17 protein-coding genes are annotated in these 23,274 nt (G+C 72.1%); 6 read left to right on the top strand and 11 right to left on the bottom strand.

What is annotated here, in order from left to right:
* Positions 1 to 313 precede the first annotated feature (313 nt).
* The gene (locus ACFY4B_RS10980; protein ID WP_387967218.1) at positions 314 to 2,137 is read right to left on the bottom strand and encodes a sigma-70 family RNA polymerase sigma factor; all 1,824 of its coding nucleotides are present in this window, start codon (positions 2,135 to 2,137) and stop codon (positions 314 to 316) included.
* 325 nt (positions 2,138 to 2,462) lie between these two features.
* On the opposite strand from ACFY4B_RS10980, the gene radA reads away from it, so the two are divergent.
* The gene (gene radA / locus ACFY4B_RS10975; RefSeq protein ID WP_387967216.1) at positions 2,463 to 3,986 is read left to right on the top strand and encodes a DNA repair protein RadA; all 1,524 of its coding nucleotides are present in this window, start codon (positions 2,463 to 2,465) and stop codon (positions 3,984 to 3,986) included.
* Positions 3,987 to 4,186: 200 nt separating this feature from the next.
* Complete coding sequence (disA, locus tag ACFY4B_RS10970; RefSeq protein ID WP_049659060.1) at positions 4,187 to 5,245, top strand: DNA integrity scanning diadenylate cyclase DisA; 1,059 nt, start codon at positions 4,187 to 4,189, stop codon at positions 5,243 to 5,245.
* A gap of 220 nt (positions 5,246 to 5,465) precedes the next feature.
* On the opposite strand, the gene ACFY4B_RS10965 is transcribed toward disA, so the two are convergent.
* Positions 5,466 to 6,329, bottom strand: a complete 864-nt coding sequence (locus tag ACFY4B_RS10965; protein WP_074001711.1) for a hypothetical protein — start codon at positions 6,327 to 6,329, stop codon at positions 5,466 to 5,468.
* A 193-nt stretch (positions 6,330 to 6,522) separates the two neighbouring features.
* On the opposite strand from ACFY4B_RS10965, the gene ACFY4B_RS10960 reads away from it, so the two are divergent.
* Positions 6,523 to 7,449, top strand: a complete 927-nt coding sequence (locus ACFY4B_RS10960) for an A/G-specific adenine glycosylase (protein ID WP_049652529.1) — start codon at positions 6,523 to 6,525, stop codon at positions 7,447 to 7,449.
* A gap of 65 nt (positions 7,450 to 7,514) precedes the next feature.
* On the opposite strand, the gene ACFY4B_RS10955 is transcribed toward ACFY4B_RS10960, so the two are convergent.
* On the bottom strand, positions 7,515 to 9,107 hold the full coding sequence (locus ACFY4B_RS10955) for an MDR family MFS transporter (protein WP_387967213.1): 1,593 nt from the start codon (positions 9,105 to 9,107) through the stop codon (positions 7,515 to 7,517).
* A gap of 222 nt (positions 9,108 to 9,329) precedes the next feature.
* On the opposite strand from ACFY4B_RS10955, the gene ACFY4B_RS10950 reads away from it, so the two are divergent.
* Complete coding sequence (locus tag ACFY4B_RS10950) at positions 9,330 to 9,962, top strand: TetR/AcrR family transcriptional regulator (protein ID WP_053112112.1); 633 nt, start codon at positions 9,330 to 9,332, stop codon at positions 9,960 to 9,962.
* A gap of 37 nt (positions 9,963 to 9,999) precedes the next feature.
* On the opposite strand, the gene ACFY4B_RS10945 is transcribed toward ACFY4B_RS10950, so the two are convergent.
* Entirely contained in the window at positions 10,000 to 10,932 is a 933-nt protein-coding gene (locus ACFY4B_RS10945; RefSeq protein ID WP_375877322.1) for a M23 family metallopeptidase, read from the bottom strand.
* A gap of 354 nt (positions 10,933 to 11,286) precedes the next feature.
* Between ACFY4B_RS10945 and ACFY4B_RS10940 the strand changes: the two genes are divergently transcribed.
* Entirely contained in the window at positions 11,287 to 12,495 is a 1,209-nt protein-coding gene (locus tag ACFY4B_RS10940; RefSeq protein ID WP_387967211.1) for a threonine aldolase family protein, read from the top strand.
* A gap of 100 nt (positions 12,496 to 12,595) precedes the next feature.
* Here the strand turns inward: ACFY4B_RS10940 and ACFY4B_RS10935 are convergent, their stop codons facing one another.
* The 7 genes from ACFY4B_RS10935 to ACFY4B_RS10905 form a co-directional block, all read right to left on the bottom strand.
* Positions 12,596 to 14,944, bottom strand: coding sequence for an immune inhibitor A domain-containing protein (locus ACFY4B_RS10935; protein ID WP_049652524.1), 2,349 nt, complete (start codon positions 14,942 to 14,944; stop codon positions 12,596 to 12,598).
* A gap of 344 nt (positions 14,945 to 15,288) precedes the next feature.
* Positions 15,289 to 17,808: an ATP-dependent Clp protease ATP-binding subunit gene (locus ACFY4B_RS10930; protein ID WP_049652522.1), complete on the bottom strand. Its 2,520-nt coding sequence runs from the start codon at positions 17,806 to 17,808 to the stop codon at positions 15,289 to 15,291.
* 677 nt (positions 17,809 to 18,485) lie between these two features.
* A complete protein-coding gene (locus ACFY4B_RS10925) occupies positions 18,486 to 18,839 on the bottom strand; it encodes an Lsr2 family protein (protein WP_049652521.1) in 354 nt (117 codons plus the stop codon).
* Between the two features lie 91 nt (positions 18,840 to 18,930).
* On the bottom strand, positions 18,931 to 19,467 hold the full coding sequence (locus ACFY4B_RS10920; RefSeq protein WP_049652520.1) for an amino-acid N-acetyltransferase: 537 nt from the start codon (positions 19,465 to 19,467) through the stop codon (positions 18,931 to 18,933).
* A 10-nt stretch (positions 19,468 to 19,477) separates the two neighbouring features.
* A complete protein-coding gene (locus ACFY4B_RS10915) occupies positions 19,478 to 19,915 on the bottom strand; it encodes a BlaI/MecI/CopY family transcriptional regulator (RefSeq protein ID WP_074001706.1) in 438 nt (145 codons plus the stop codon).
* A 243-nt stretch (positions 19,916 to 20,158) separates the two neighbouring features.
* On the bottom strand, positions 20,159 to 21,715 hold the full coding sequence (lysX, locus tag ACFY4B_RS10910; protein WP_074001705.1) for a bifunctional lysylphosphatidylglycerol synthetase/lysine--tRNA ligase LysX: 1,557 nt from the start codon (positions 21,713 to 21,715) through the stop codon (positions 20,159 to 20,161).
* Positions 21,716 to 21,810: 95 nt separating this feature from the next.
* A complete protein-coding gene (locus ACFY4B_RS10905) occupies positions 21,811 to 22,551 on the bottom strand; it encodes a hypothetical protein (protein WP_074001704.1) in 741 nt (246 codons plus the stop codon).
* 162 nt (positions 22,552 to 22,713) lie between these two features.
* On the opposite strand from ACFY4B_RS10905, the gene ACFY4B_RS10900 reads away from it, so the two are divergent.
* Entirely contained in the window at positions 22,714 to 23,268 is a 555-nt protein-coding gene (locus tag ACFY4B_RS10900; protein WP_387967209.1) for a SigE family RNA polymerase sigma factor, read from the top strand.
* Positions 23,269 to 23,274 lie beyond the last annotated feature (6 nt).

Below are 23,274 nucleotides of genomic sequence, written 5' to 3'. Positions count from 1 at the left end.
CAAATCCAGCCAGGCTGGGCCCTGTTGCGCATGAGAAGTCGGCCGGGTCGACTTTTCGTGCATCCTCGGCCTGGGGCTCTGGAGAAGCACGCAGGTCGGTGTATTTGCCCGCTGGTGTTGCGTGGGAAGTCGGGTGGGCCGACTTCCTGTGCGGCCTTGCCGGCTACTGCGGGCGGGATTACGGCGGTCGGTCTACGTATTCGGCCCCTGGCCCGCCCCGCCGTGCACGAGAAGTCGGCCGGGTCGACTTCTCGCGCGCCCGTGCCCTCCGGGTGCCGGCCGGGAGGGAGGGCTGCCGCGTTTGCGCGGGCCGTTAGTGCTGCGACGGGGAGGCCGTTGCCGTGCCCGTCGGATGTGGCGACGAGTTCGTGGCCGTGCCCGAGGGGGACGGGGTGTTCGTCGGTGGGTCGGAGGGCGACGGGGACGCGGTGGGTGCCGCCGTGGGCGAGGTGGTGGTGGAACCGCTGGGCGCCGGTGTCGCCGGAGTCGAGGACGGTGTCGATGACGGTGACGGATCGGCCGGGGAGGAGGCGGAGCCGCCTCGGTTGTGCGGCCCGCCCTCCAGGGTGACCACCGCCTGGGAGGGCGGCAGAGCGATCCGGGCGGTCCAGTGGGTCGTCGGCGCCTGGTCCTCGTCCACGGTGACGATCACGGTGATCCGCTGGCCGGGCGCCAGGGTGCCGGCGTCGCGGCTGAGCCGGAGCCAGCCGGCGTCCGTCACCGCGTGCCAACGGATCTCCGTGGCGCCGGAGTTGGTGAGGGTGAGGATGGTCCGGCTGCCGTACTCGCCGGCCTCGACGGTGAGCAGCCCGGCCGGGGCCGGCTCGCCGGTGCCCGTCGTGGAGGCCTGGTCGGCAGCCGGGGCCGGTGCGGCGACCAGGGTCGGGCTGCTGAGCGGGGTGGCGCCGTGGGCCGGGACCGGGATGGCCGCGCCCTGGAAGGTGAGCCGCGGAAAGCCGGGAGGCAACGTTTCTGCATCGCTTCCGCGGGCGCCGCCCGCGGCCATCCCGGGCCCGGCCCCCGCCAGCTCCATCCCGGGCATGCCGGGCGCACCCGCCCCAGCCGGGCCGTCCACCGCGGGCCGGGGCCGCTGCCCGGTCGGCTGCCCGGCCGCGTCCACCCGTACCGCCGACACCGAGGCCGCCGACCCCGACCCGACACCGCCCCGGTGCCCGGCCCAGAGCGCGATCACCGGCGCCGCCAGTACGGCCGCCAGCACACCGGTGGTCACCACCCGCCGACGTACCGCCAACCCGCGCCCCGCGTCCGGCGCCCGGTGCCGGGGGAAGCCGCTCTGGTCGAACCGCAGCCCCGGCTCCGCGCCCCGAGCACCCGCTACCCGAGGACCCACAGCCCGAGCGGCCGCCGCCGGAGCGGCCGCCCCGTCGGAGGCCGCGGCGGCCCCGAGGAGGTCCGCCGGAGCCCGCAGCAGCGCCAACCCGGACAGCCCCGCCGCCCCCGCCGTACCCTCCGCCGCCTCGCCCGCGGCCACCCGTTCCGCCGTCCCCCGGCAGGTCGGGCAGTCCACCACGTGCTGCACCAGCTCCCGGCGCAGCGCCGGGCCGAGCACCCAGTCCCGCCAGGACTCCGCCCCGGCCCCGCCGAGCCGGTCCAGTTCCGGGCAGCTGCCCACGCCGAGCACCAGCAGTGCCGCCCTGGTCCGGGCGACCTCGGCCTCGGCCCCGGCCAGCAGCGCGCGGGTCCGTTCGAACGGCTGGCCCAGTACGGCCGCCACTTCGAGCGGGGTCAGCCGGTGCCGGACGGAGAGTTCCAGCGCCTCGCGCTGTTCCGGGTCGGTGCCGGCCGCCTCGGGCCAGGCGAGCGAGGAGAGCTCGCGCCGCCGCCGGGCCGCCTCGGCCTCGCCGGGCTCGGCCGGGGCGGTCCGCCCGGCCTCGGCACCGGTCGGACCCGGGGCGTCGCCGGCGAGCCGGCGCAGACAGCAGTACCGGGCGAGGGAGAACAGCCAGGCGCGCAGCAGCCCGGGCTCGGCCAGCCGGGCGCCGTGCCGTCGTGCCAGCTCGCGGACCTCGCGCAGGGCGTCGGCGGCCGCGTCGTGCTCGCAGAGCACCGAGAGGCAGTAGGTGAACAGGCCGTCCACCTGCCGGTCGTACGCCGCGAGCACGGCGGCGGCCCGCACCCCGGCCGACCCGCCGGACCCGCCGGACCCGCCGGACCCGCCGGACCCGCCCGACCCGGCAGGTCTACCCGACCTGCCCGGCCTGACCGATCGGGTCGACCGGGCAGGCCCGTCCGGCCCCACAGTTCTCGTCGTCACCCGTCCGACGGTAGAGAACGCGGACGGCTGACCCCGGCCATTCGCCGCGTATGTACTTCTTTCGGGTAACAACATCGCCCATCTGTGTGGACGCGCGGTCGGCCCGCCCGCGGACCCTGGTCGCCGGCCCCGACCCGGCCCCGCCTGCGGACCGCCGTTGTCGGACCCGGACGCTACGGTGGGCGGCATGCCTCCGCGTTCCAAGACCATCGCCAAGCCCCGCCCGGCGTACCGCTGCACCGAGTGCGGCAACCAGCTGCCCAAGTGGGTCGGCCGCTGCCCGGAGTGCAACGCCTGGGGCACGGTCGAGGAGTACGGCGCGGTGCCGATCCGCACCACGGCCGCCGGCCCGGTCAGCGCGCCCGCCCGCCCGATCGCCCAGGTGGACGGCCAGGTCGCGACGGCCCGTTCGACGGGCGTGCCGGAGCTGGACCGGGTGCTCGGCGGCGGCCTGGTGCCCGGCGCGGTGGTGCTGCTGGCCGGCGAGCCCGGCGTCGGCAAGTCCACCCTGCTGCTGGACGTCGCCGCCAAGGCGGCCACCGCGCAGCACCGCACGCTCTACGTCACCGGCGAGGAGTCGGCCGGCCAGGTCCGGCTGCGCGCGGACCGGATCAACGCCCTCTCCGAGCACCTCTACCTCGCCGCCGAGCAGGATCTCGGCGCGGTGCTCGGGCACATCGAGGCGGTCAACCCCGGCCTGCTGATCCTGGACTCGGTGCAGACCATCGCCTCCGCCGAGCTGGACGGCGCCCCCGGCGGCCCGGCCCAGGTCCGCGAGGTGGCGGGCGCGCTGATCCGGGCGTCGAAGGAGCGCGGCATGGCCACCCTGCTGGTCGGCCACGTCACCAAGGACGGCCAGATCGCCGGTCCGCGCCTGCTGGAGCACCTGGTGGACGTGGTGCTGAGCTTCGAGGGCGACCGGCACGCCCGGCTGCGGCTGATCCGCGGGGTCAAGAACCGCTACGGCGCCACCGACGAGGTCGGCTGCTTCGAGCTGCACGACGAGGGCATCGTCGGCCTGGCCGACCCGTCCGGCCTCTTCCTGACCAGGCGTGACAAGCCCGTCCCGGGCACCTGCCTCACCGTCACCCTGGAGGGCAAGCGCCCGCTGGTGGCCGAGGTGCAGGCGCTGATGGTGGATTCGCAGATCCCCTCCCCGCGGCGCACCACCTCGGGCCTGGAGTCCCCCCGGATCGCGATGATCCTGGCCGTGGTCGAGCGGCACGGCGGGGTGAAGCTCGGCAAGCAGGACATCTACACCGCGACGGTCGGCGGGGTGAAGCTGACCGAGCCCTCCGCGGACCTCGCGGTGGCGCTCGCGGTGGCCAGCTCCTCCACCGACACCCCGCTGCCCAGCAACCTGGTGGCGATCGGCGAGGTCGGCCTGGCGGGCGAGGTACGGCGGGTGACGGGTGTGCAGCGGCGGCTCGCCGAGGCGCACCGGCTGGGCTTCACCCACGCCCTGGTCCCGCCGGACCCGGGCAAGGTGCCGCCGGGCATGAAGGTGGTCGAGGTGGCCGACATCGGCGAGGCGCTGCGGGCCATCCCGGGCCGCCGCCGTTCCGCCGCCAAGCCGCGCACCGAGCCGCGCGGTGAGGCACCGTCGGCGCCGCCGTCCCCGCGTTCCGCCCGGTCCGCGGACCGCCCGGCGGCGTACCCCGAGGAGCTGATGGACGGCTGGGAGCCGCTCGACTCCGACGAACTGCGCTGACCCAAGCCCTGCCGAGGCCACACACAGTTAGACTTTCCCCAGTCTCATTGGCCAGAAGGCAGTACCGAGCGGTACTGAGCGACAGAGCAACAGACCGCGGACCGGCGCACGGCGTGAGGCGCGCGGCACGGGTCGACCGGAGGAGTCACGTGGCAGCCAGCGACCGGGGGGCGGACAAGGCCTCCCGCGAGGAGGCCCTGCTGCGGGCCTCCCTCACCGCCATCGCGCCCGGTACCGCGCTTCGTGACGGTCTGGAGCGGGTCCTGCGGGCCAACACCGGCGGTCTGATCGTGCTGGGCTTCGACCGGACCGTCGAGTCCCTGTGCACCGGCGGCTTCGTCCTGGACGTCGAGTTCAGCGCCACCCGGCTGCGCGAGCTGTGCAAGCTGGACGGCGCGGTGGTGCTCGACAAGGACATCACCAAGATCGTCCGGGCCGGCGTGCACCTGATGCCGGACTCGACCATCCCGACCGACGAGACCGGCACCCGCCACCGCACCGCCGAGCGGGTCAACCGGCAGACGGGCTACCCGGTGGTCGCGGTCTCGCACTCGATGCGGCTGATCGCGATGTACGTCAACGGCACCCGCCGGGTGCTGGAGGACTCCACCACCGTCCTGTCCCGCGCCAACCAGGCGCTGGCCACCCTGGAGCGCTACAAGCTGCGCCTGGACGAGGTGGCCGGAACGCTCTCCGCGCTGGAGATCGAGGACCTGGTGACGGTCCGGGACGTCACCGCCGTGGCCCAGCGCCTGGAGATGGTCCGGCTGATCGCCACCGAGATCGCCGGCTACGTGCTGGAACTCGGCATCGACGGCCGGCTGCTCTCGCTCCAGCTGGACGAGCTGATCGCGGGCGTGGAGCCGGAGCGCGAGCTGGTCGCCCGGGACTACTTCCCGGAGCGGGCCGCCAAGAAGGGCCGGACGGTCACCGAGGTGCTGGCCGACCTGGAGGCGCTCACCCACGCCGAGCTGCTGGACCTCCAGACCGTCGCCAAGGCGCTCGGCTACTCGGGCTCGCCGGAGTCGCTGGACTCGGCCGTCTCGCCGCGCGGCTACCGCCTGCTGGCGAAGATCCCGCGCCTGCCCAACACGGTCATAGAGCGCCTGGTCGAGCACTTCGGCGGCCTCCAGAAGCTGCTCGCCGCGAGCATCGACGACCTGCAGACCGTCGAGGGCGTCGGCGAGACCCGTGCCCGCTCGGTCCGCGAGGGCCTGTCCCGCCTTGCCGAATCGTCCATCCTGGAGCGCTACGTCTGACCGGACGGCGCCACCGTACGGACACCCGAACACCGCGACGGCCCCCGGGGGAACCTCCCCGGGGGCCGTCGCGCGTCCGCACCGCACCCCGGCCGCCCCGCGCACCCCGCCCGCGTCCGCCCCCGCCCGCGTCCGCCGTCCGCCCCCGCCCGGCACCCCGGACACGGCGGAGCCCCCGGCCGAGCGACGGCCGGGGGCTCTGAGGGAAGGTGACCGGTTCTCAGCCGTCCAGCCGGATCGAGGCCCGCGCCGAGACCTTGTCCCCGGAGAGCCCGGTGAGCTCCGCGAGCACCACGTAGGTGCCGCTCGGCGGCGGCGTCTGGTCGGCGGTCGCGCACTGCGGCTTGCTGCGGCTGCGGTCCCAGGTGAAGGTCTCGGTCTGGTTGCCGTTCGCGCCGAGCTGCACCCAGATGCTGCCCTTGTCGGTCGGGCAGTCGCCGGAGGACCAGACCCGGTCGTTGTTGCTGCCGCTCACCGTGATCACGGAGGCGGTGCGGCCCAGGTCCACCCGGCAGTTGGTGCCGGAGGAGTTCTTGACCGTCAGGGCCAGCCGGGGCTTGTCCTTGGGCTGGTACGAGTTCTGGGTGCCGGCCAGCTCCAGCGCCACCTGCGAGGAGGCGCAGACCGGCAGCGCCATGACCTCGGGGGTGTTGACCGGCGGAGCGCCGCCGCCCGTACCGCCGGAGCCGCCCGTGCCGCCTCCGGTGCCGCCGCCGGTCGCCGGCGCGGCGCCGCCCCCGGGGGCCGGGTTGGCCCCGCCGGCGCCGGTGCCGCCGCTGAGGTTGACCTCGGTGCCGCCACCGCCCGCCACCGGTCCGCCCCCGGAGCCGCCGCCCGGGCGCGCCGCGGGGCCGCTCGGTGAGGCGCCGGGCGTGATCGCCTGAGCCGGTGTCTGGTTCTGGGACTGGGAGGGAACGGCCTGTGCGGCGTTGCCCGGTGAGCCGCCGTCACCGCCCCCGCCCTGATCGATCATCAGCCAGGCGATCAGGGCGACGACCGCCGCGACGGCGACGAGCACGATGACGCGCCGACGCCAGTAGATCGAGGCCGGCAGTGGTCCGACGGGTTGACGCAGAGAAGGCACGACCAAACTCTACGAGACTGTGTGTGGCGATTGACTCACCAACACCGCACAGTCGCCCCTTCCTTCACATGATCCGCCATTTGATCCGTTCGAGCGAGCCCCAATCGGACGATTTCCGGTCGGTCCCCCGGTCGGTCCGGAGCAGACTGATCCACTTCGGCCCGGTCGGCGGGCATGGGAGGATCGAAGGGCCATGACTGCCATCACCGCCCCTGCCACCGCCGCCGACGCCGCCCGGCCGCCGATGCCCCTGCCGCTGTTCCACTCGACCGTCCTGGACTGGTACGAGGCGAGCAAGCGGGACCTGCCCTGGCGGACCCCCGACGCGACGCCCTGGGCGGTCATGGTGAGCGAGTTCATGCTCCAGCAGACCCCGGTCAAGCGCGTGCTGCCCGCCTGGGAGGCCTGGCTCACCCGCTGGCCGACCCCGGCCGACCTCGCCGCCGACGCGCCCGGCGAGGCAGTCCGGATGTGGGGCCGGCTGGGCTACCCGCGCCGGGCGCTGCGCTTGCACGCGGCCGCGGTGGCGATCACCGAGCAGCACGACGGCGAGGTCCCGGACGACCACGCCACCCTGCTCTCGCTGCCCGGCGTGGGGGAGTACACCGCCGCCGCCGTCGCCTCCTTCGCCTTCCGCCAGCGGCACGTGGTGCTGGACACCAACGTCCGCCGGGTCTTCGCCCGCGCGGTGACCGGCGTCGAGTACCCGGCCCAGGCCACCACCGCCGCCGAGCGCCGCACCGCCACCGCGCTGCTGCCGGACGACGCCGAGACGGCCGCCACCTGGGCGGTCGGCGTGATGGAGCTGGGCGCGCTGGTCTGCACCGCCCGCGGCCCGGAGTGCGGGGACTGCCCGCTGTTCACCACCTGCGCCTGGCAGCGGGCGGGCCGCCCGCCGTACGAGGGCCCGGCCCGGCGCGGCCAGTCCTACGAGGGGACGGACCGCCAGGTGCGCGGCAAGCTGCTCGCGGTGCTGCGCGAGGCGCACGGGACGGTGCCGCAGGCCCGGCTGGACGCGGTCTGGCCGGACTCGGTGCAGCGGGCCCGGGCGCTGGACGGCCTGGTGGCGGACGGCCTGGTCGAGCCGGTCGAGCAGGGCGTCTACCGGCTGCCCCAGTAGGCGGCGGAACACGAAGGCGCCCCCGGGAGAGGACCTCCCGGGGGCGCCTTCGTGCGCGGGGACCGTCAGACGGCCGCCGCCTCCAGCGAGGCCTCGGCCGGAGCCTCGCCCTTGCCGGTGCCGCGCAGCGGCACCTCGCGGAGGAACACCGCCGCGGCGATCGCGATCACGGCCACCCCGGCGCCCCACAGGAAGACGGTGTGCATGCCGTTGGACACCGCGTGGTGGTAGGCGTCCTGGACGGGCGCGGGCAGTGCGCGCATCGCGGCCGGGCTCATCTGGCCCGGGTCCTTCGCGCCGCCCGCCGAGGCCTGCTCGCCGAGCCGCTCCTTCATGGTGTCGGCCACCCGGTTGTTGAACAGCGCGCCGAACAGCGCGACGCCGAAGGAGCCGCCGATGGTGCGGAACAGGGTGGCGGTGGAGCTGGCCACGCCCATGTCCTTGAGCTCGACGCTGTTCTGCGCGACCAGCATGGTGATCTGCATCAGGAAGCCCATGCCGGCGCCGAGCACGACCATCCAGCAGGCCGAGGTGAAGCTGCTGGTCCCGACGCCCATGGTGGAGAGCAGGATCATGCCACCGGTCATCACGATGGTGCCGATGATCGGGTAGATCCGGTACTTCCCGGTCTTGGTGACGGCCTGGCCGACCACCAGCGAGATCACCAGCATGCCGAACATCATCGGCATCAGCAGCAGGCCGGAGTTGGTGGCCGAGGCGCCCTGGACGATCTGCTGGTAGAGCGGCAGGAAGACGGTCGAGCCGAACATCACGAAGCCGACGATGAAGCCGATGATCGAGACCAGGGTGAAGTTCAGGTTGCGGAACAGGCTCAGCGGGAGCATCGGCTCCTCGACCCGCTGCTCCACGTAGCAGAAGGCGATCAGCGAGGCGGCGGAGAGCGCGGCCAGGCCGAGGATCTCCTTGGAGCCCCAGGCGTACTGCTGGCCGCCCCAGGTGGTGATCAGCACCAGCGAGGTGATGCCGACGGTGAGCAGGATGGCGCCCAGGTAGTCGATCTTGGCGGTGCTGCGGACCTTCGGCAGCTTCAGCGTCACGACGACCACGGCGAGTGCGACGACGCCGAGCGGCAGGTTGATGTAGAAGGTCCAGTGCCAGCTCAGGTGGTCGGTGATGAAGCCGCCGACCAGCGGGCCGCCGATGGTGGCGAGGGCCATCACCGCGGCGAACATGCCCTGGTACTTGCCGCGGTCGCGCGGCGGGACGAGCGCGCCCATGATCGACATGACGCCGACCATCAGTCCGCCGGCGCCCAGGCCCTGCACGGCGCGGAAGCCGATCAGCTCGTTCATGTTCTGCGACAGGCCGGACAGCGCCGAGCCCACCAGGAAGATCACGATCGAGGTGAGGAAGGTGCCCTTGCGGCCGTACATGTCGCCGAGCTTGCCCCAGATCGGGGTGGAGGCGGCGGTCGCCAGGGTGTACGCGGTGACCACCCAGGACAGGTGCTCGGCACCGCCGAGGTCGCCGACGATGGTCGGCATCGCGGTGCCGACGATCAGGTTGTCGAGCATGGCCAGCAACATGGTGACGACCAGGCCGACCATCACGAGGCGGATCTCGCGGGGCGACCGCGGCTGCTCCTCCTCGGTCGTCTTGTCCTCCGGCACCGGGCCGGCGGTCTTGGACTGTGACATGAGGTGGGGTCTCCCGGAGGGTGGTTCGGACGGAGCGTCGTGCCGTGCGGCGGCTCACTTACTTGTCGCCCGGCTAGTTTATCGACCGTCGGCACGGTAGGTTGTTTCCTAGCCGGTCGTCAAGCCAGTTTCCCGACCGGACTTCTGGGCAGGGAGAATGGGCCCGGGGCGGACACCGCTCCGGGGTCCGCAGTAGTCACCGACGCAGTCATGAGGCAGGCCATGGGCACTCCGCACAGCCCCCGCAGCGACACCCGGGCTCGCATCATCGAGGTGTCACTGGAGCTCTTCGCCGAGCAGGGCTACGAGCAGACCTCACTGCGCGAGATCGCCGACCGCCTGGGCGTCACCAAGGCCGCGCTCTACTACCACTTCAAGACCAAGGACGACATCGTCCTGGGCATCGTCGAGCGGATGGCCGCGCCGATCGACGAGTCCATCGCGTGGGGCCGCAAGCAGGCCTGGAGCCCGGAGATGCGCGACGAGCTGATCCGCCGCTTCGCGGACGGGATGGCCGAGCGGGCCCCGCTGCTGCGCTTCTTCCACGAGAACCAGCCCGCGCTGCGCGAGTCCCCGGCCGGGCTGGCCTTCCGGGACCGCATGATCACCATGATGCAGCTGGTGCACGGGCCGGGGGCGGACTTCCACGACCGGCTGCGGGCCGCGATGGCGCTGTTCACCGTCCACTCGTCGCTGTTCCTGCTCAAGCAGGACAAGGCGGACTGCGGCCACACCCCGAACGTGTGGGGCGAGCAGCCGCCCCCCGCCGGCCTGGACGAGGCGATCGGGGCGGCCCGGGACATCGCGCTGGAGATCGGCGCCGGGATCAGCCACCCCGCCCGCACCACCGGCTGAGGGCGCCGGTCCCGCAGGGCCCGGCGCCCGGGGCGGCTCAGAAGTCCGTGACGCCGTGCCCCGCCAGGTACGCGATCGGGTTGACCACCGCGCCGTAGCGGTTGCTGGTGCGGATCTCGAAGTGCAGGTGCGGGCCCGTCGAGTTGCCGGTGCTCCCGGACAGCCCGATCCGCTCGCCCGCGGATACCCGCTGGCCCGCCGAGACGGTGACCGAGGACATGTGGGCGTACTGCGCGAAGTGCCCGTCCGCCAGCCGCAGCACGACCTCCTTGCCGTACGCGCCGTCCCAGCCGGCCGACACCACGCTCGCGTCGCCGACCGCCAGCAGCGGCGTGCCCGGGGAGACCGCGAAGTCCACCCCGGTGTGGTACCCGGCGGCGTAGCTGCGGTTGGCCTTCCCGTACGGGTTGCTGGTCGGCGCGTTCGGCACCGGCGCCGACCACCCGGGAGTCGGCGCGGGCCCGGGCTCCGGCGCGGGTCCGGCCTCCGGGGCCGGCTCGTCGGCGGGATCCGGCTCCGGCTCCGGTGCCGGCGGTTCGAACGGCAGCAGGTTGGGCGCCACCGTCACGAACTCCTGTGCCGAGTCGCCGTCGTCGGGCAGCTTGTACGGGCTGGGGCCGGCCACCTGGACCAGCCCCGCGCTCGGCACCTCCGCCCGCGGCACGGTGAAGGCCGAGCTGCCCGGCGTGGTGGGCCGTACGGTCTGCGCCGAGGCGGTGCCCGGGGTGGCCACCAGCAGCACGCCGGCGAGCAGCGTGGCGACCGCTCCGGCCGAGGCCAGCGCGTGGTCGTGCTCGGCCCGCTGACGGCTGCCGGGCAGGGTGGTGTGCCGGGGCGCCCCGAGGGCGCGCAGCGGCGCGGCCTGGGTGCGGACGGCGTGGCCGATCCGGGGCTGCCAGACGGCGGCCCGGGCCGCCGCCTGGGCGGCGAGCCGGCGCAGGGCCGGCCCCACGGGTGGGACGGTGGACATCTGCCGTACCTCACGGATCGTACGAGGGCAGCACGAAGCGCCCGTTCGGGCGCGTGCTGAGCGGGGGACCACTCAGGTGTAACGGTCACCGGGCGGAGTCCCAAACGCGGTGATGTACTACGGCGTGTAGTCATCGTGGCGCCGGAGATTCAAACCGACGGAGCAATGATCATGAGATCGGATCGCCCATGACCGCTCCGGGCCGTCCACCGCTTCCCCGGCCCCGCTACTACCGCCGGTCGTACCGTGCCGGAGGCCTGTGACCAGCACCACGCGCGGCCGGGGTTTCGCGGGCTCGAACCGCTTTCCGTCCGCACCGCTGACCGGTCCGGCCCGCTGCGGGACCATCGAGCCATGTATGGCAACAGGAGCGAAGACACCGACGCCGGTGACCGCCCGAGCCTGCCGGACCGCCGCTTCGCCGCCCTGCGCGGCTGCGAACGGCTGCTGTCCGGGGCCCGGCCGCAGAGCATCCGCGAACGCCTCGCCGACCTGGCCGGCCCGCCGCCGGGCGCCGCCCCCGACCCGGACGCCGCCGCCGGTCCGCACGGCGCCCCCGACCTGGACGGCCGCCCGGACCAGTACGGCGACGGCGTGGTCCGCACCCTGGAGCACCGGGTCGCCGAGCTGCTCGGCACCGAGGACGCGGCCTTCTTCCCGACCGGCACGATGGCCCAGCAGATCGCCCTGCGGATCCACGCCGAGGCCGCCGGGTGCCGCACCGTGGTCACCCACCCGCTGGCCCACACCGACCGGCACGAGCGGCACGCGCTCGGCGTGCTGTCCGGGCTGCGCAGCCTCTGGCCGACCGCCGAGCCGCGCCAGCCCACCGCCGAGGAGCTGCGGGCCCTGGACGAGCCCTACGCTGCGCTGAGCCTGGAGCTGCCGCTGCGCGACGCCGGGTTCGTGCTGCCCGGCTGGCCGGAGCTGGTGGAGCTGGCCGCGGTGGTGCGGGAGGAGCACGGCGCGGCGCTGCACCTGGACGGCGCCCGGATCTGGGAGTCCGCGGTCGCCCTCGGCCGGCCGCTGCCGGAGCTCGCCGGCCTCGCCGACTCGGTCTACGTCTCCTTCTACAAGACGCTCGGCGGGATCAGCGGCGCCGCGCTGGCCGGCCCGGGCGGCTTCGTCCGCACCGCCCGGGCCTGGCGGCACCGCTACGGCGGCCAGCTCTACCAGCAGTGGCCGTTCGCGCTCGCCGCGCTGGCCGGGCTGGAGCGCGAACTGCCGCGGCTGGCCGGGTACGTGGCGCACGCCCGGACGGTCGCCGGGGCGCTGGCCCGGGCGTTCGCCGCCGTCCCCGGCGCCCGGGTGCATCCGGCCCCGCCGCACACCCACCAGTTCCAGCTGTGGCTGCCGTACCCGGTCGGGGAGTTGGAGGAGGCCGGGCTGGGGCTGGCCGAGGACACCGGGATCGGGCTGTTCGGGGCCTGGCGCGCGGGCGGGCCGCCGGGGCTGTCGGTGACCGAGGTCACGGTCGCCGCGTCCGCCCTCGACTGGACCGCCGCCGACGTCGCGGTGGCTTCCGCCGCCTTCCTGGACCGGCTGCCGGCCGTCCGGTCCTGACAAAGCGTCCGGCCCGCCCCCGCGCGCTGCGGGGACGGGCCGGACGTGGAGTTGTCAGAGCTGCCTGGTCACAGGCCGATCGCTACCCGGGGGGCGACGATCAGAAGTTGTCGACCGGGCGGACCCGGATCCAGGTCTCCAGGTAGTTCGAGGACTCGTTCTCGACCTCGATGCTGGTCCCGGTCTTCGGGACGTTGACACCGCTGTACGGGTTGTCCTTGTTCCACCACGACTTCAGGTCGTTGAACTCGTCGACGCCCTTGGCCTTCGGGATGACGGTCTCGACGCCGGCCTTGTGCAGGGTCAGACCGGAGGTGCGGCGCGAGCCGAAGGTGGAGTCGTAGCCCTGCATGCGCGGACGCATCAGGGTGCCGTCGGTCCACTTCAGCGGAGCCGGGTGCGAGTCGACCGGCAGGATCAGGCCCTGGCCCGGGTGGGCGCTGACGTTGTTGTCGGTCTGCGACTCGTCCCAGTACCAGATCAGCAGGCCGGGCTGGTACGAGTAGTGCTCGACCCAGTTCGGCTTGTCGGCGAAGCCGAAGTTGTACGGGCCGGTCTTCAGGGTCTGGTCGAAGGACACGTACTGCCGGTTCTCCGCGATGTAGTACTGCGCGTAGTCCTTGGTGTACGAGCCGCCGAAGCGGGAGAACCCGTCGGCCACCCAGCCGTTGTCACCGTTCTCGACGTCGTCGCTGAACACGGTGGCGCCGTCGGCGACGACCGCGATGTTGTCCAGCGTCAGGCCGCGGAAGTGCAGGCCGCCGTCGGTGGTGTTGTGGTAGCGGAACTTGACCTTCTGGCCCGCGTAGGCGTCCAGGTTGAAGGACAGGTCGCCCCAGGCGGCCACCTGGCCGCTGATGGCCGGACGGCCGTTCTCGCGCGGCAGCGCGGTCCCGTTCCAGGTGCCGTCGACGACGGTCCAGGTCTTGCCGCCGTCGGTGGAGACCTCGCCGAACGCGTAGTCGAAGTCCTGCTCCAGCTCGTACCAGGCCTTGGCGTTGATGCTGGCCTTGGTCTTGCCGGTCAGGTCGATGTCACGGGTGAGCGTGACGTTCAGGTTGTCGGCGCTGCCGCTCCACCACTCACCGGTGCCGCCGAACGGCTTGTTGATCTCGGTGGTGATGCTCTTCTTCGGCAGGTCGACGATCAGACCCTGCGGCAGGTTGCTGTTGTACTCCGCCGGGCCGATGTGGTGGGTCGACTCGGTGCCCGCCTTGGCGTGGTCGGCCTTCAGCCAGCCCAGCTTGTACTTGCTCCAGGCGTCGAGGTCGTTCGGCATGTCGCCGATGCTGTCCTTGCCCTCGCCGAGCCAGGAACCGGAGGACATCAGCGACCAGAAGCCGACCGAGTTGTCGATGCCCTTGCCGGCGGTGTCGTAGAGGTCCGGCAGACCGAGGTCGTGGCCGTACTCGTGGGCGAAGACGCCGAGGCCGCCGTTCTCCGGCTGCATCGTGTAGTCGCCGATCCACAGGCCGCTGTTGCCGACCTGGACGCCGCCGAGCTTGTTGCCCTCGGGACCGGCCGTGCCCTGCAGGTTGCCGTAGACGTACGAGCGGTGCGCCCACAGGGCCTTGCTGCCCTGCTTGCCGCCACCGGCCGACTTGTCCTCGCCGGCGTGCACGATCTGGAAGTGGTCGATGTACCCGTCGGGCTGGTTGAAGTTCCCGTCGTGGTGCGAACCGTAGCGGTCCCACTGGTCGTACTGGGCCAGCGTGGCCTTGATCTGGGCCTCGGTCTGGCCCTTGGCCTGCTGGTCCTTGTACCAGATGTCCACGGCGTCGCGGATCAGGTCCTGGGCGCTGGCGCAGACGTTGGAGCCGCAGTAGTCGGAGCCGTACCGGGCCTCGTTCCACGGCACCCGGACCCAGTCCGAGACCACGCCGTCGACCGAGTAGCGGCCCGAGGACTGCTTCTCGTAGTAGGTCTTCAGCGAGGGCTTGTCCTTGGCGAAGTACAGGTCCTGGTAGTGCTGCTGGTTGTAGTCGGCCTGCCACTCGGTCGAGTTGTTGGTGGCGGGGTCCGGCTTCTCGATCTCGTTGTGCTTGGGGCCGGCCTCGCCGCCGTACTTGACCTTGCCGTCCGGCGTCTTGGTGGTGTTGTCCACCTGGTCACCGAAGTCGACCAGGATGGTGAAGATCTTGTCCGTGCGCTCGCGAGCGAGCTCGACGTACTTGTCCTTGCCGAGCTTCACGCTGGTGCTGCCGTTGTGCTGCTCGACCTCGGCGGTGCCGTTGAGGAGCTTCTCGGTGGCGGCCTTCTGCTCCGCCTCCACCTTCGCGGTCAGCGGACCCGGAAGGTTGTGCTCGGTGTTCTGGACGGCGTCGGCCGGGTCCCGCGGGACCGGGGCCGAGCCGGCGGCGACGGCGGAGGCCGGGAACAGGCCCGTGCCGAGCGCGACTATGACCGCTGCGGCCGTGGCAGCCGCAGCGGTTCTCCTGGTGTTCTTCAACGTTGTGACGTCCTCCCCGACCAGGGCCCAGCTCTTGGCCAAAGCCCGGCAAACCAAAATGAAAGACAGGTGGACGTCATTTGATCCAAGCGTGCACGGAAAAGATAGACCTTGACCATGACATGGTCACGGCGCTATCCTCCGCGACTTCCCATCATCTGACCGCCTGTCAACCGTATGTTCGTGAAAGGTCGGTGAGAAACCGAGCGCACCCGCACCAGCCAGCGCGGGGGCCAGCCGACCCGGCCCGCACCGGTTCGGTTGGCGGCGGGAGCGAACGCACCGAGCCCCCGGCGTCAACGCCGGGGGCTCGGTGGCTGTGAAGTTGTCTGTTAAAAGTTGGGTTACTTCGTCAGGTCCGGACCGGACGAGGCGACCGCGGCCGGGGTGTCCGCGACGGCCGACTTCTCCTCGCCGCGGAAGGTGAACTTGGCTTCCTTGCCCTCGCCCTCGACGTCGACGACGACGATATGGCCGGCCCGCAGCTCGCCGAAGAGGATCTTCTCGGAGAGGTGGTCCTCGATCTCGCGCTGGATGGTGCGGCGCAGCGGACGGGCACCCAGGATCGGGTCGTAGCCGCGCTTGGCCAGCAGCTTCTTGGCCTCGACGCTGAGCTCCAGGCCCATGTCCTTGTCCTTGAGCCGCTCGTCCACCTTGTCGATCATGAGGTCGACGATCTGGATGATGTCTTCCTCGGACAGCTGGTGGAACACCACGATGTCGTCGACACGGTTCAGGAACTCGGGGCGGAAGTGCTGCTTGAGCTCCTCGCCGACCTTCGCCTTCATCCGCTCGTACCCGGTCTGGGTGTCACCCGCGGCCGCGAAGCCGAGGTTGAAGCCCTTCGAGATGTCCCGGGTGCCGAGGTTGGTCGTCATGATGATGACGGTGTTCTTGAAGTCGACCACGCGGCCCTGGGAGTCGGTCAGGCGACCGTCCTCCAGGATCTGCAGCAGCGAGTTGAAGATGTCCGGGTGGGCCTTCTCGACCTCGTCGAAGAGGACGACCGAGAACGGCTTGCGGCGGACCTTCTCGGTCAGCTGGCCGCCCTCCTCGTAGCCCACGTAGCCGGGCGGGGAGCCGAACAGCCGGGAGACGGTGTGCTTCTCGGAGAACTCGGACATGTCGAGCGCGATCAGCGCGTCCTCGTCGCCGAACAGGAACTCCGCCAGCGTCTTGGACAGCTCGGTCTTACCGACACCGGACGGGCCGGCGAAGATGAACGAACCGCCGGGGCGCTTCGGGTCCTTGAGGCCCGCACGGGTGCGCCGGATGGCCTGGGAGAGCGCCTTGATGGCGTCCTTCTGGCCGATGACGCGCTTGTGCAGCTCGTCCTCCATGCGCAGCAGGCGGGACGTCTCCTCCTCGGTCAGCTTGAAGACCGGGATGCCGGTGGCGGTGGCCAGGACCTCGGCGATGAGCTCCTCGTTGACCTCCGCGACGACGTCCATGTCGCCGGCCTTCCACTCCTTCTCGCGCTTGGCCTTGGCCTGCAGGAGCTGCTTCTCGTCGTCGCGCAGGGACGCGGCCTTCTCGAAGTCCTGCGCGTCGATCGCGCTCTCCTTCTCGCGGCGCACGTCGGCGATCTTCTCGTCGAACTCGCGCAGGTCCGGCGGCGCGGTCATCCGGCGGATGCGCATTCGGGAGCCGGCCTCGTCGATCAGGTCGATCGCCTTGTCCGGCAGGAAGCGGTCCGAGATGTACCGGTCGGCCAGGGTGGCGGCGGCGACCAGGGCGGAGTCCGTGATGGAGACCCGGTGGTGGGCCTCGTAGCGGTCGCGCAGACCCTTGAGGATCTCGATGGTGTGGGGCAGCGAGGGCTCGGCGACCTGGATCGGCTGGAAGCGGCGCTCCAGCGCGGCGTCCTTCTCCAGGTGCTTGCGGTACTCGTCCAGGGTGGTGGCACCGATGGTCTGCAGCTCGCCACGGGCCAGCATCGGCTTGAGGATGCTGGCGGCGTCGATGGCGCCCTCGGCGGCGCCCGCGCCGACCAGGGTGTGCAGCTCGTCGATGAACAGGATGATGTCGCCGCGGGTGCGGATCTCCTTGAGCACCTTCTTCAGGCGCTCCTCGAAGTCACCGCGGTAGCGCGAGCCGGCCACCAGGGCGCCCAGGTCCAGCGTGTAGAGCTGCTTGTCCTTGAGCGTCTCCGGGACCTCGCCCTTGACGATCGCCTGGGCCAGGCCCTCGACCACGGCGGTCTTGCCGACGCCGGGCTCACCGATCAGCACCGGGTTGTTCTTGGTGCGGCGGGACAGCACCTGCATGACCCGCTCGATCTCCTTCTCGCGCCCGATGACCGGGTCGAGCTTGGCCTCGCGGGCGGCCTGGGTGAGGTTGCGGCCGAACTGGTCCAGGACCAGCGAGGTCGACGGGGTGCCCTCGGCGGGCCCGCCGGCCGTGGCCGACTCCTTGCCGCCGCCGGTCTGGTAGCCGGAGAGCAGCTGGATGACCTGCTGGCGCACCCGGTTGAGGTCGGCGCCCAGCTTCACCAGGACCTGGGCGGCGACGCCCTCGCCCTCGCGGATCAGGCCGAGCAGGATGTGCTCGGTGCCGATGTAGTTGTGGCCGAGCTGAAGGGCCTCGCGGAGCGAGAGCTCCAGGACCTTCTTCGCCCGGGGGGTGAAGGGAATGTGACCGGACGGGGCCTGCTGGCCCTGGCCGATGATCTCCTCGACCTGCTGGCGAACGGCCTCAAGAGAAATCCCGAGGCTCTCCAGGGCCTTGGCGGCGACGCCCTCGCCCTCGTGGATCAGACCCAGGAGGATGTGCTCGGTGCCGATGTAGTTGTGGTTGAGCATCCGGGCTTCTTCCTGAGCCAGGACGACAACCCGCCGCGCGCGGTCGGTGAACCTCTCGAACATCGTTTATCGCTCCTCAGAGCGGTCGGGCAGTTCGGGGTCCGTCCCCGCCCTGTCCTTCCGCATGCTAGTCCCGCTCAGCGGCGCGGCCCACGGATTCACTCCCCGGTAGAGGAGCGAGATGCTGCGCGACCAGCCGACACCAATCCCAACCTGGTGTTGGGAAACGGTGTTCCCACAGGTGGGCCGGATGCACCGGATTCCGCTACGCCATCGGCGAACACGTGCCGCCGACGCCGCCGCCGGAACCCCTCCGGCCGGTCGCACATACTGCCCCTGGACGGGCCGAAGAACCCGTCCACCTGCATTCATACCCGGTATCGGGGCGGTTCTCGCGCAGTTTCCGCGGTGGCGGTGTTCGCCTGGCGAGAAGTCGGGCCGCGGTGACGGCGGTTCGACGGCGGACGGGGTGCCGGGCACGTCGCCCCGGTGCCGTCCGCGTTGCCGCTTCGCCCCTACAGCGTCGCACGGCCCGTGATTGTTCCGCCGCCCGAGCCGCTACCCGAGCCGGTGCCCGAGCCGCTGCCCGGGACGGCCCCCGGGGCCGGCCGCGGCGGGCTCCTCCGGGTACGCGCCGCGGGGCGCGGAGGAGACTCCTCCGCGCCCCGTGCGTGTGATGGTGGCGGCCGTCCCCGGCCGCCGGGCCCCGCACCCGCTCCGGCGGGCCCGCGGCGCCGGGATCAGGACGCGTTGGCCTTCTCGTAGGCCTCGCGGACGTTGCTCGGAACGCGGCCGCGGTCGTTGACCTCCAGGCCCTGCTCCTTGGCCCACGCGCGGATCTTGGCGGTGTCCGGGGCGCCGCCGCCGGCCGGACGCGCCGCGGTGCCGCGGCCCGGACGACGGGCACCGGCGAGCCGGCCGCTCTGCTTGCGGCCCTTCTCCACGTACGGCGCCAGCAGGCCGCGGAGCTTGTCCGCGTTGGCGCTCTTCAGGTCGATCTCGTAGGCAACGCCGTCGAGGGCGAACGTCACCGTCTCGTCCGCCGAACCGCCGTCGAGATCGTCTTCAAGAATGACCTGCACCCTCTGTGCCACGGGCTTCCCTTTCCGCTAAACGACCCATTGCCTAAGGAAAGGAAAGCGCCTTTCTCCGGAAAACACAAACCCTTGACCCGGTTGGAGCGGCTCAGAGGTGCAGCAGCATGCGCGAGTTGCCCAGTGTGTTGGGCTTCACCCGCTCCAGGTCGAGGAACTCGGCGACGCCTTCATCGTACGAGCGGAGGAGTTCTTCATAGACATCCGTAGCGATCGCCGCCGGGTCTGTCGTACCATCATCGGTTTCCTGGACCTCGCCGATCTCGACGAAACCGTGTTTCGCGAAGAACGCGACCTCGAACGTCAAGCAGAAAATCCGACGGACGCCCAGCCAGCGCGCGGTCTGCACCAGCTTCTCCAGCAGCAGGTGCCCGATCCCGGTGCCCCGGGCGACCGGATCCACCGCGAGCGTGCGGACCTCGGCGAGGTCCTCCCACATCACGTGCAGTGCGCCGCAGGCCACCACCACGCCGTTGTCGTCCCGTTCCGCGACCCAGAACTCCTGGACGGATTCGAACAGTGTGACTGTGGGCTTGTCCAGCAGAATGCCGTCGCGTGAGTAGGTGTCGATGAGCCTGCGCACTGCCCGCACGTCCGTGGTCCGCGCCCGGCGGATGGTGACCTCCATGGTCGGGACGTTATCGCGCCGCTCCCGGTTCCGTCCCACCGGTATCCGGTCCGCCGTCCGCGGAATCCGCGCCGGCCGGATCGGGCGGGAACAGAGCGGCCACCCGCAAGGCGTCCCGGAGCGCTTCGCGTTGCTCGGGCGACATCAGGCCGAAGAAGTGCACCAGGGCCGCCGCCGGATTGTCACCGGTGGCCCAGGCGTCGTTCATCAGGGCCGCCGTGTACGCCTCACGCGAGGAGACCGGTTCATAACGATAGGCCCGGCCGACCCGCTCGCGGCGCAGCCAGCCCTTTCTGTGGAGCTTGTCCAGGACGGTCATCACCGTGGTGTACGCGATTTCGCGTTCCGACCGCAGATCCAGGAGAACCTCGCGAACCGTGACCGGTCGGTTCCACTGCCACACCCGGGTCATGATGGCGTTCTCAAGTTCGCCGAGTTGCCGGACCATAGTGCGGCCAGGATAGGGAGTGAATGGGGCAAATCTTGTGAAGTGCGCCAAACCGGCGCGCCGCCACCCCCGGGAATCGGGAATGGCGGCGCGCCGGTCGTTCGGGGCGGCTGACGGGGTCAGTCGAGGTCTTCCTTGGCCCGCTGGGCCCCGCCCTGGCTGCGGACGATGGCCCGCACCAGGAATCCGAAGCCGATCGCCATGACCAGCGGCGGCACGATCGCGCTGACGTAGTCCATCAGGTCACTCCTCCTCGGTCTTCTCCGCCGTCGCGGCGGAAGCCTTCGGCTCCGGCTTCACCAGCGGGAAGAGCACCGTCTCCCGGATGTTCTTGCCGGTCAGCAGCATGATCAGGCGGTCCACGCCGAGGCCGAGGCCACCGGTCGGGGGCATCGCGTACTCCAGGGCGCGCAGGAAGTCCTCGTCCACCTGCATCGCCTCGACGTCGCCGCCGGCCGCCAGCAGCGACTGGGCGGTGAGGCGGGCGCGCTGCTCGACCGGGTCGACCAGCTCGGAGTAGGCGGTGCCGATCTCGGTCCCGAAGATCACCAGGTCCCACTTCTCGGCCACGCCGGGCCGCGAGCGGTGCTGGCGGGTCAGCGGGGAGACCTCGGTCGGGTAGTCCTTGATGAAGGTCGGCCGGACGGCGTTCTCCTCCAGCAGGCGCTCGACCATCTCCAGCACGATCTGACCGTGGCCCCAGTCCTTCTCGAACGGGATGCCGTGCTCGGCGGCCAGCTTGCGCAGCTCCTCGACGCCGGTCTCCGGGGTGACCTCGACGCCCAGGCGGGCCGAGATGCCCGGGTAGACGCCGATCTCCTCCCACGGCTCGGCCAGGTCGATCTCGTGCTCGACGCCGTGCGCGTCCACGCCCCTGATCACCGTGGTGCCCAGCGCGTCCCGGGCCGCGTTGACGATCGTCTCGCGGATCAGCTCGGCCTGGGTGTCGTAGTCGCCGTACGCCTCGTACGACTCCAGCGAGGTGAACTCCGGGTTGTGGGTGGAGTCCGCGCCCTCGTTGCGGAAGTTGCGGTTGATCTCGAAGACCTTCTCGGCGCCGCCGACCACCAGCCGCTTGAGGTACAGCTCGGGGGCGATGCGCATGTAGAGGTCGATGTCGTACGCGTTGATGTGCGTCTTGAACGGACGCGCGTTGGCGCCGCCGTGCACCGGCTGGAGCATCGGGGTCTCGACCTCGATGTAGCCGCGGTCCTCGTAGGTGCGGCGGATCGAGCGGACGACCTTGCTGCGCAGGTGCAGGATCTCGCGGGCCTCGGGGTTGACGATGAGGTCCACGTAGCGCTGGCGGACCCGGGCCTCCGGGTCGGTCAGGCCCTTGTGCTTGTCCGGCAGCGGACGCAGGCACTTGGCGGTGAGCTCCCAGCGGTCCACCATCACGGACAGCTCGCCGCGCTTGGAGGTGATCACCTCGCCCTCGACGCCGACCTGGTCGCCGAGGTCGATGTCGGCCTTCCAGGCCGCCAGCCGCTCCGGGCCCAGCTTGTCGAGGGAGAACATCACCTGGAGGTCGCCGGTGCCGTCGCGCAGGGTGGCGAAGCAGAGCTTGCCGCCGGTGCGGGAGAGGATCACGCGGCCGGTGACGCCGGCCCGCTCGCCGGTCGCGGTGTCCGGCTCCAGGTCGGGGTGCTTGGCACGCAGGTCCGCGATGGTGGTGGTGCGGGGGAAACCGACCGGGTACGGGTCGACACCGGCCGCCCGGAGCCGGTCGAGCTTCTCGCGCCGGACGCGCATCTGCTCGGGAAGGTCGTCGGTCGCGGGAACAAGGCTCTGATCGCTCACCCCACAAGGGTAGCCAGCCACACACGGTGCTCCGCGCCGGGATTGCCGCGGGGGAGGCCGCGACGGCGGCCTCCCCCGGATCGGACGCGGACGGCTCAGCCGGTGCCGGTGGCGAGTTCGACGTCCTCGGGGGCGTCGTCGGCGGGCGGGGCGGGGTGGGCGGGGGGCTTGGGGCGGCGGCCGAACAGCTCGGCGGGGGTGGGCATCCGGTGCGGACGGGGCGGGGTCTTCGCGGCGGCGGGCTGCTCCGGGCGGGAGTCGGTGCTGCTCATGGGGGTCCGTCCTCCTACAGGGGTGGGGTGACTGTGCGGCGGTGCGGCGGGACTCGGTACGGCCACCAGGTGGCGGGGCGGTCCGCTGTGGAGGGCGAGCCGCTCGCGGACGGCGGCCTCGGCCAGCGCGTGGCAGCGCCCGGCCAGCCGGGAGCGGCGGGCCCGCTCGCCCTGGCCGCAGGGCTGGCGGCTCAGTCCGCGCAGTGCGGTGAGGTCCTCCGGCCCGGGCAGGTACCCGTCGGACACCGCCTCCTCCAGCCGTTCCAGGTAGCCGGGGGCGCTGCCGGGCAGGGCGGAGCGGTAGCGTCCGAGGTCGGCGAGCAGGAAGGCGCGCAGCCGGCCGCCCTCCTGGACGGCCTCGTCGATCGCCTCGGTGAGGCGCAGGGCGTCCTGGACGTCCTCCGCCCAGAGTTCGGCGCCCGGCCCGGCGAGGGCGGGCCGGACGGGCCCCTGGAGGTGGACGGGCACGGCGGGGTGGAGGGCTTGGGCGAGGGCGCGGCGCAGCACGCGGACTTCGTCGGCGCTGAAGGCCATGCCGCCGCGCGATCCGTGTGGCGTAGGCATGGGCTGACACTACGTGACGAATATCCGATTTGTCGGTAACGTCGCGCCGAACCACCCACGGTCGGCCCGGCGAAGAAGCCTTTCGCCGCCACCTGTAACGCCACCCGGGGCGCACCTGGTCATCCAGGTGTCAGGGGAGAACGAGCGAGGGGGCCGGGCAGGATGCGACCGGACGGTTACGGGAAGGCGGCCCGGGGCGGGCGGCGGGACGAGGACTTCCAGGCCTTCGCGGCCGCCCGCGCCAGACCGCTCTACCGGTCGGCCTGCCTGCTCACCGGCGGGGACACCCACCTCGCCGAGGACCTGGTGCAGGAGGCCCTCGGGCGGATCTACGCCCAGTGGCACCGCACCTCCTGGTTCGGGGCCAAGCGCCGGATCGACAACCCGGCCGGGTACGCGCACACCGTGCTGGTGCGGGCCTTCCTCTCGCACCGCGTCCGCCGCTCCAGCGGCGAGCGGCCGGTCGAGGCGGTGCCGGACGGCGCGGCCCCGCAGGGCGACCCGGAACTGCGGCTCGCCCTGGTGGACGCGCTCGGCCGGCTCGCCCCGCGCGACCGGGCGGTGCTGGTCCTGCGCTACTGGGAGGACCGCAGCGTCGAGGAGACCGCAGCGGTCCTGCACAGCACCCCGGGCGCCGTCCGGACCCAGGCCTTCCGCGCGCTCGGCCGGATCCGCACGGTGCTCGGCAGCAGCCTCGACGACCTCGCCGAGCACTGAGCCGGC

Source organism: Kitasatospora sp. NPDC001261, assembly GCF_042896795.1.
GTDB lineage: Bacteria > Actinomycetota > Actinomycetes > Streptomycetales > Streptomycetaceae > Kitasatospora.
Note: the sequence above shows the minus strand (reverse complement) of the source record. Positions and strands in the feature narration are given on the sequence as shown.

Bases quoted from the DNA above. Each gene is read 5' to 3' on its own strand.
- radA (WP_387967216.1), top strand. From the start codon at position 2,463: ATGCCTCCGCGTTCCAAGACCATCGCCAAGCCCCGCCCGGCGTACCGC.
- ACFY4B_RS10960 (WP_049652529.1), top strand. From the start codon at position 6,523: ATGACTGCCATCACCGCCCCTGCCACCGCCGCCGACGCCGCCCGGCCG.
- ACFY4B_RS10955 (WP_387967213.1), bottom strand. From the start codon at position 9,107: ATGTCACAGTCCAAGACCGCCGGCCCGGTGCCGGAGGACAAGACGACC.
- ACFY4B_RS10950 (WP_053112112.1), top strand. From the start codon at position 9,330: ATGGGCACTCCGCACAGCCCCCGCAGCGACACCCGGGCTCGCATCATC.
- ACFY4B_RS10945 (WP_375877322.1), bottom strand. From the start codon at position 10,932: ATGTCCACCGTCCCACCCGTGGGGCCGGCCCTGCGCCGGCTCGCCGCC.
- ACFY4B_RS10940 (WP_387967211.1), top strand. From the start codon at position 11,287: ATGTATGGCAACAGGAGCGAAGACACCGACGCCGGTGACCGCCCGAGC.
- ACFY4B_RS10930 (WP_049652522.1), bottom strand. From the start codon at position 17,808: ATGTTCGAGAGGTTCACCGACCGCGCGCGGCGGGTTGTCGTCCTGGCT.
- ACFY4B_RS10920 (WP_049652520.1), bottom strand. From the start codon at position 19,467: ATGGAGGTCACCATCCGCCGGGCGCGGACCACGGACGTGCGGGCAGTG.
- ACFY4B_RS10915 (WP_074001706.1), bottom strand. From the start codon at position 19,915: ATGGTCCGGCAACTCGGCGAACTTGAGAACGCCATCATGACCCGGGTG.
- ACFY4B_RS10905 (WP_074001704.1), bottom strand. From the start codon at position 22,551: ATGCCTACGCCACACGGATCGCGCGGCGGCATGGCCTTCAGCGCCGAC.
- ACFY4B_RS10900 (WP_387967209.1), top strand. From the start codon at position 22,714: ATGCGACCGGACGGTTACGGGAAGGCGGCCCGGGGCGGGCGGCGGGAC.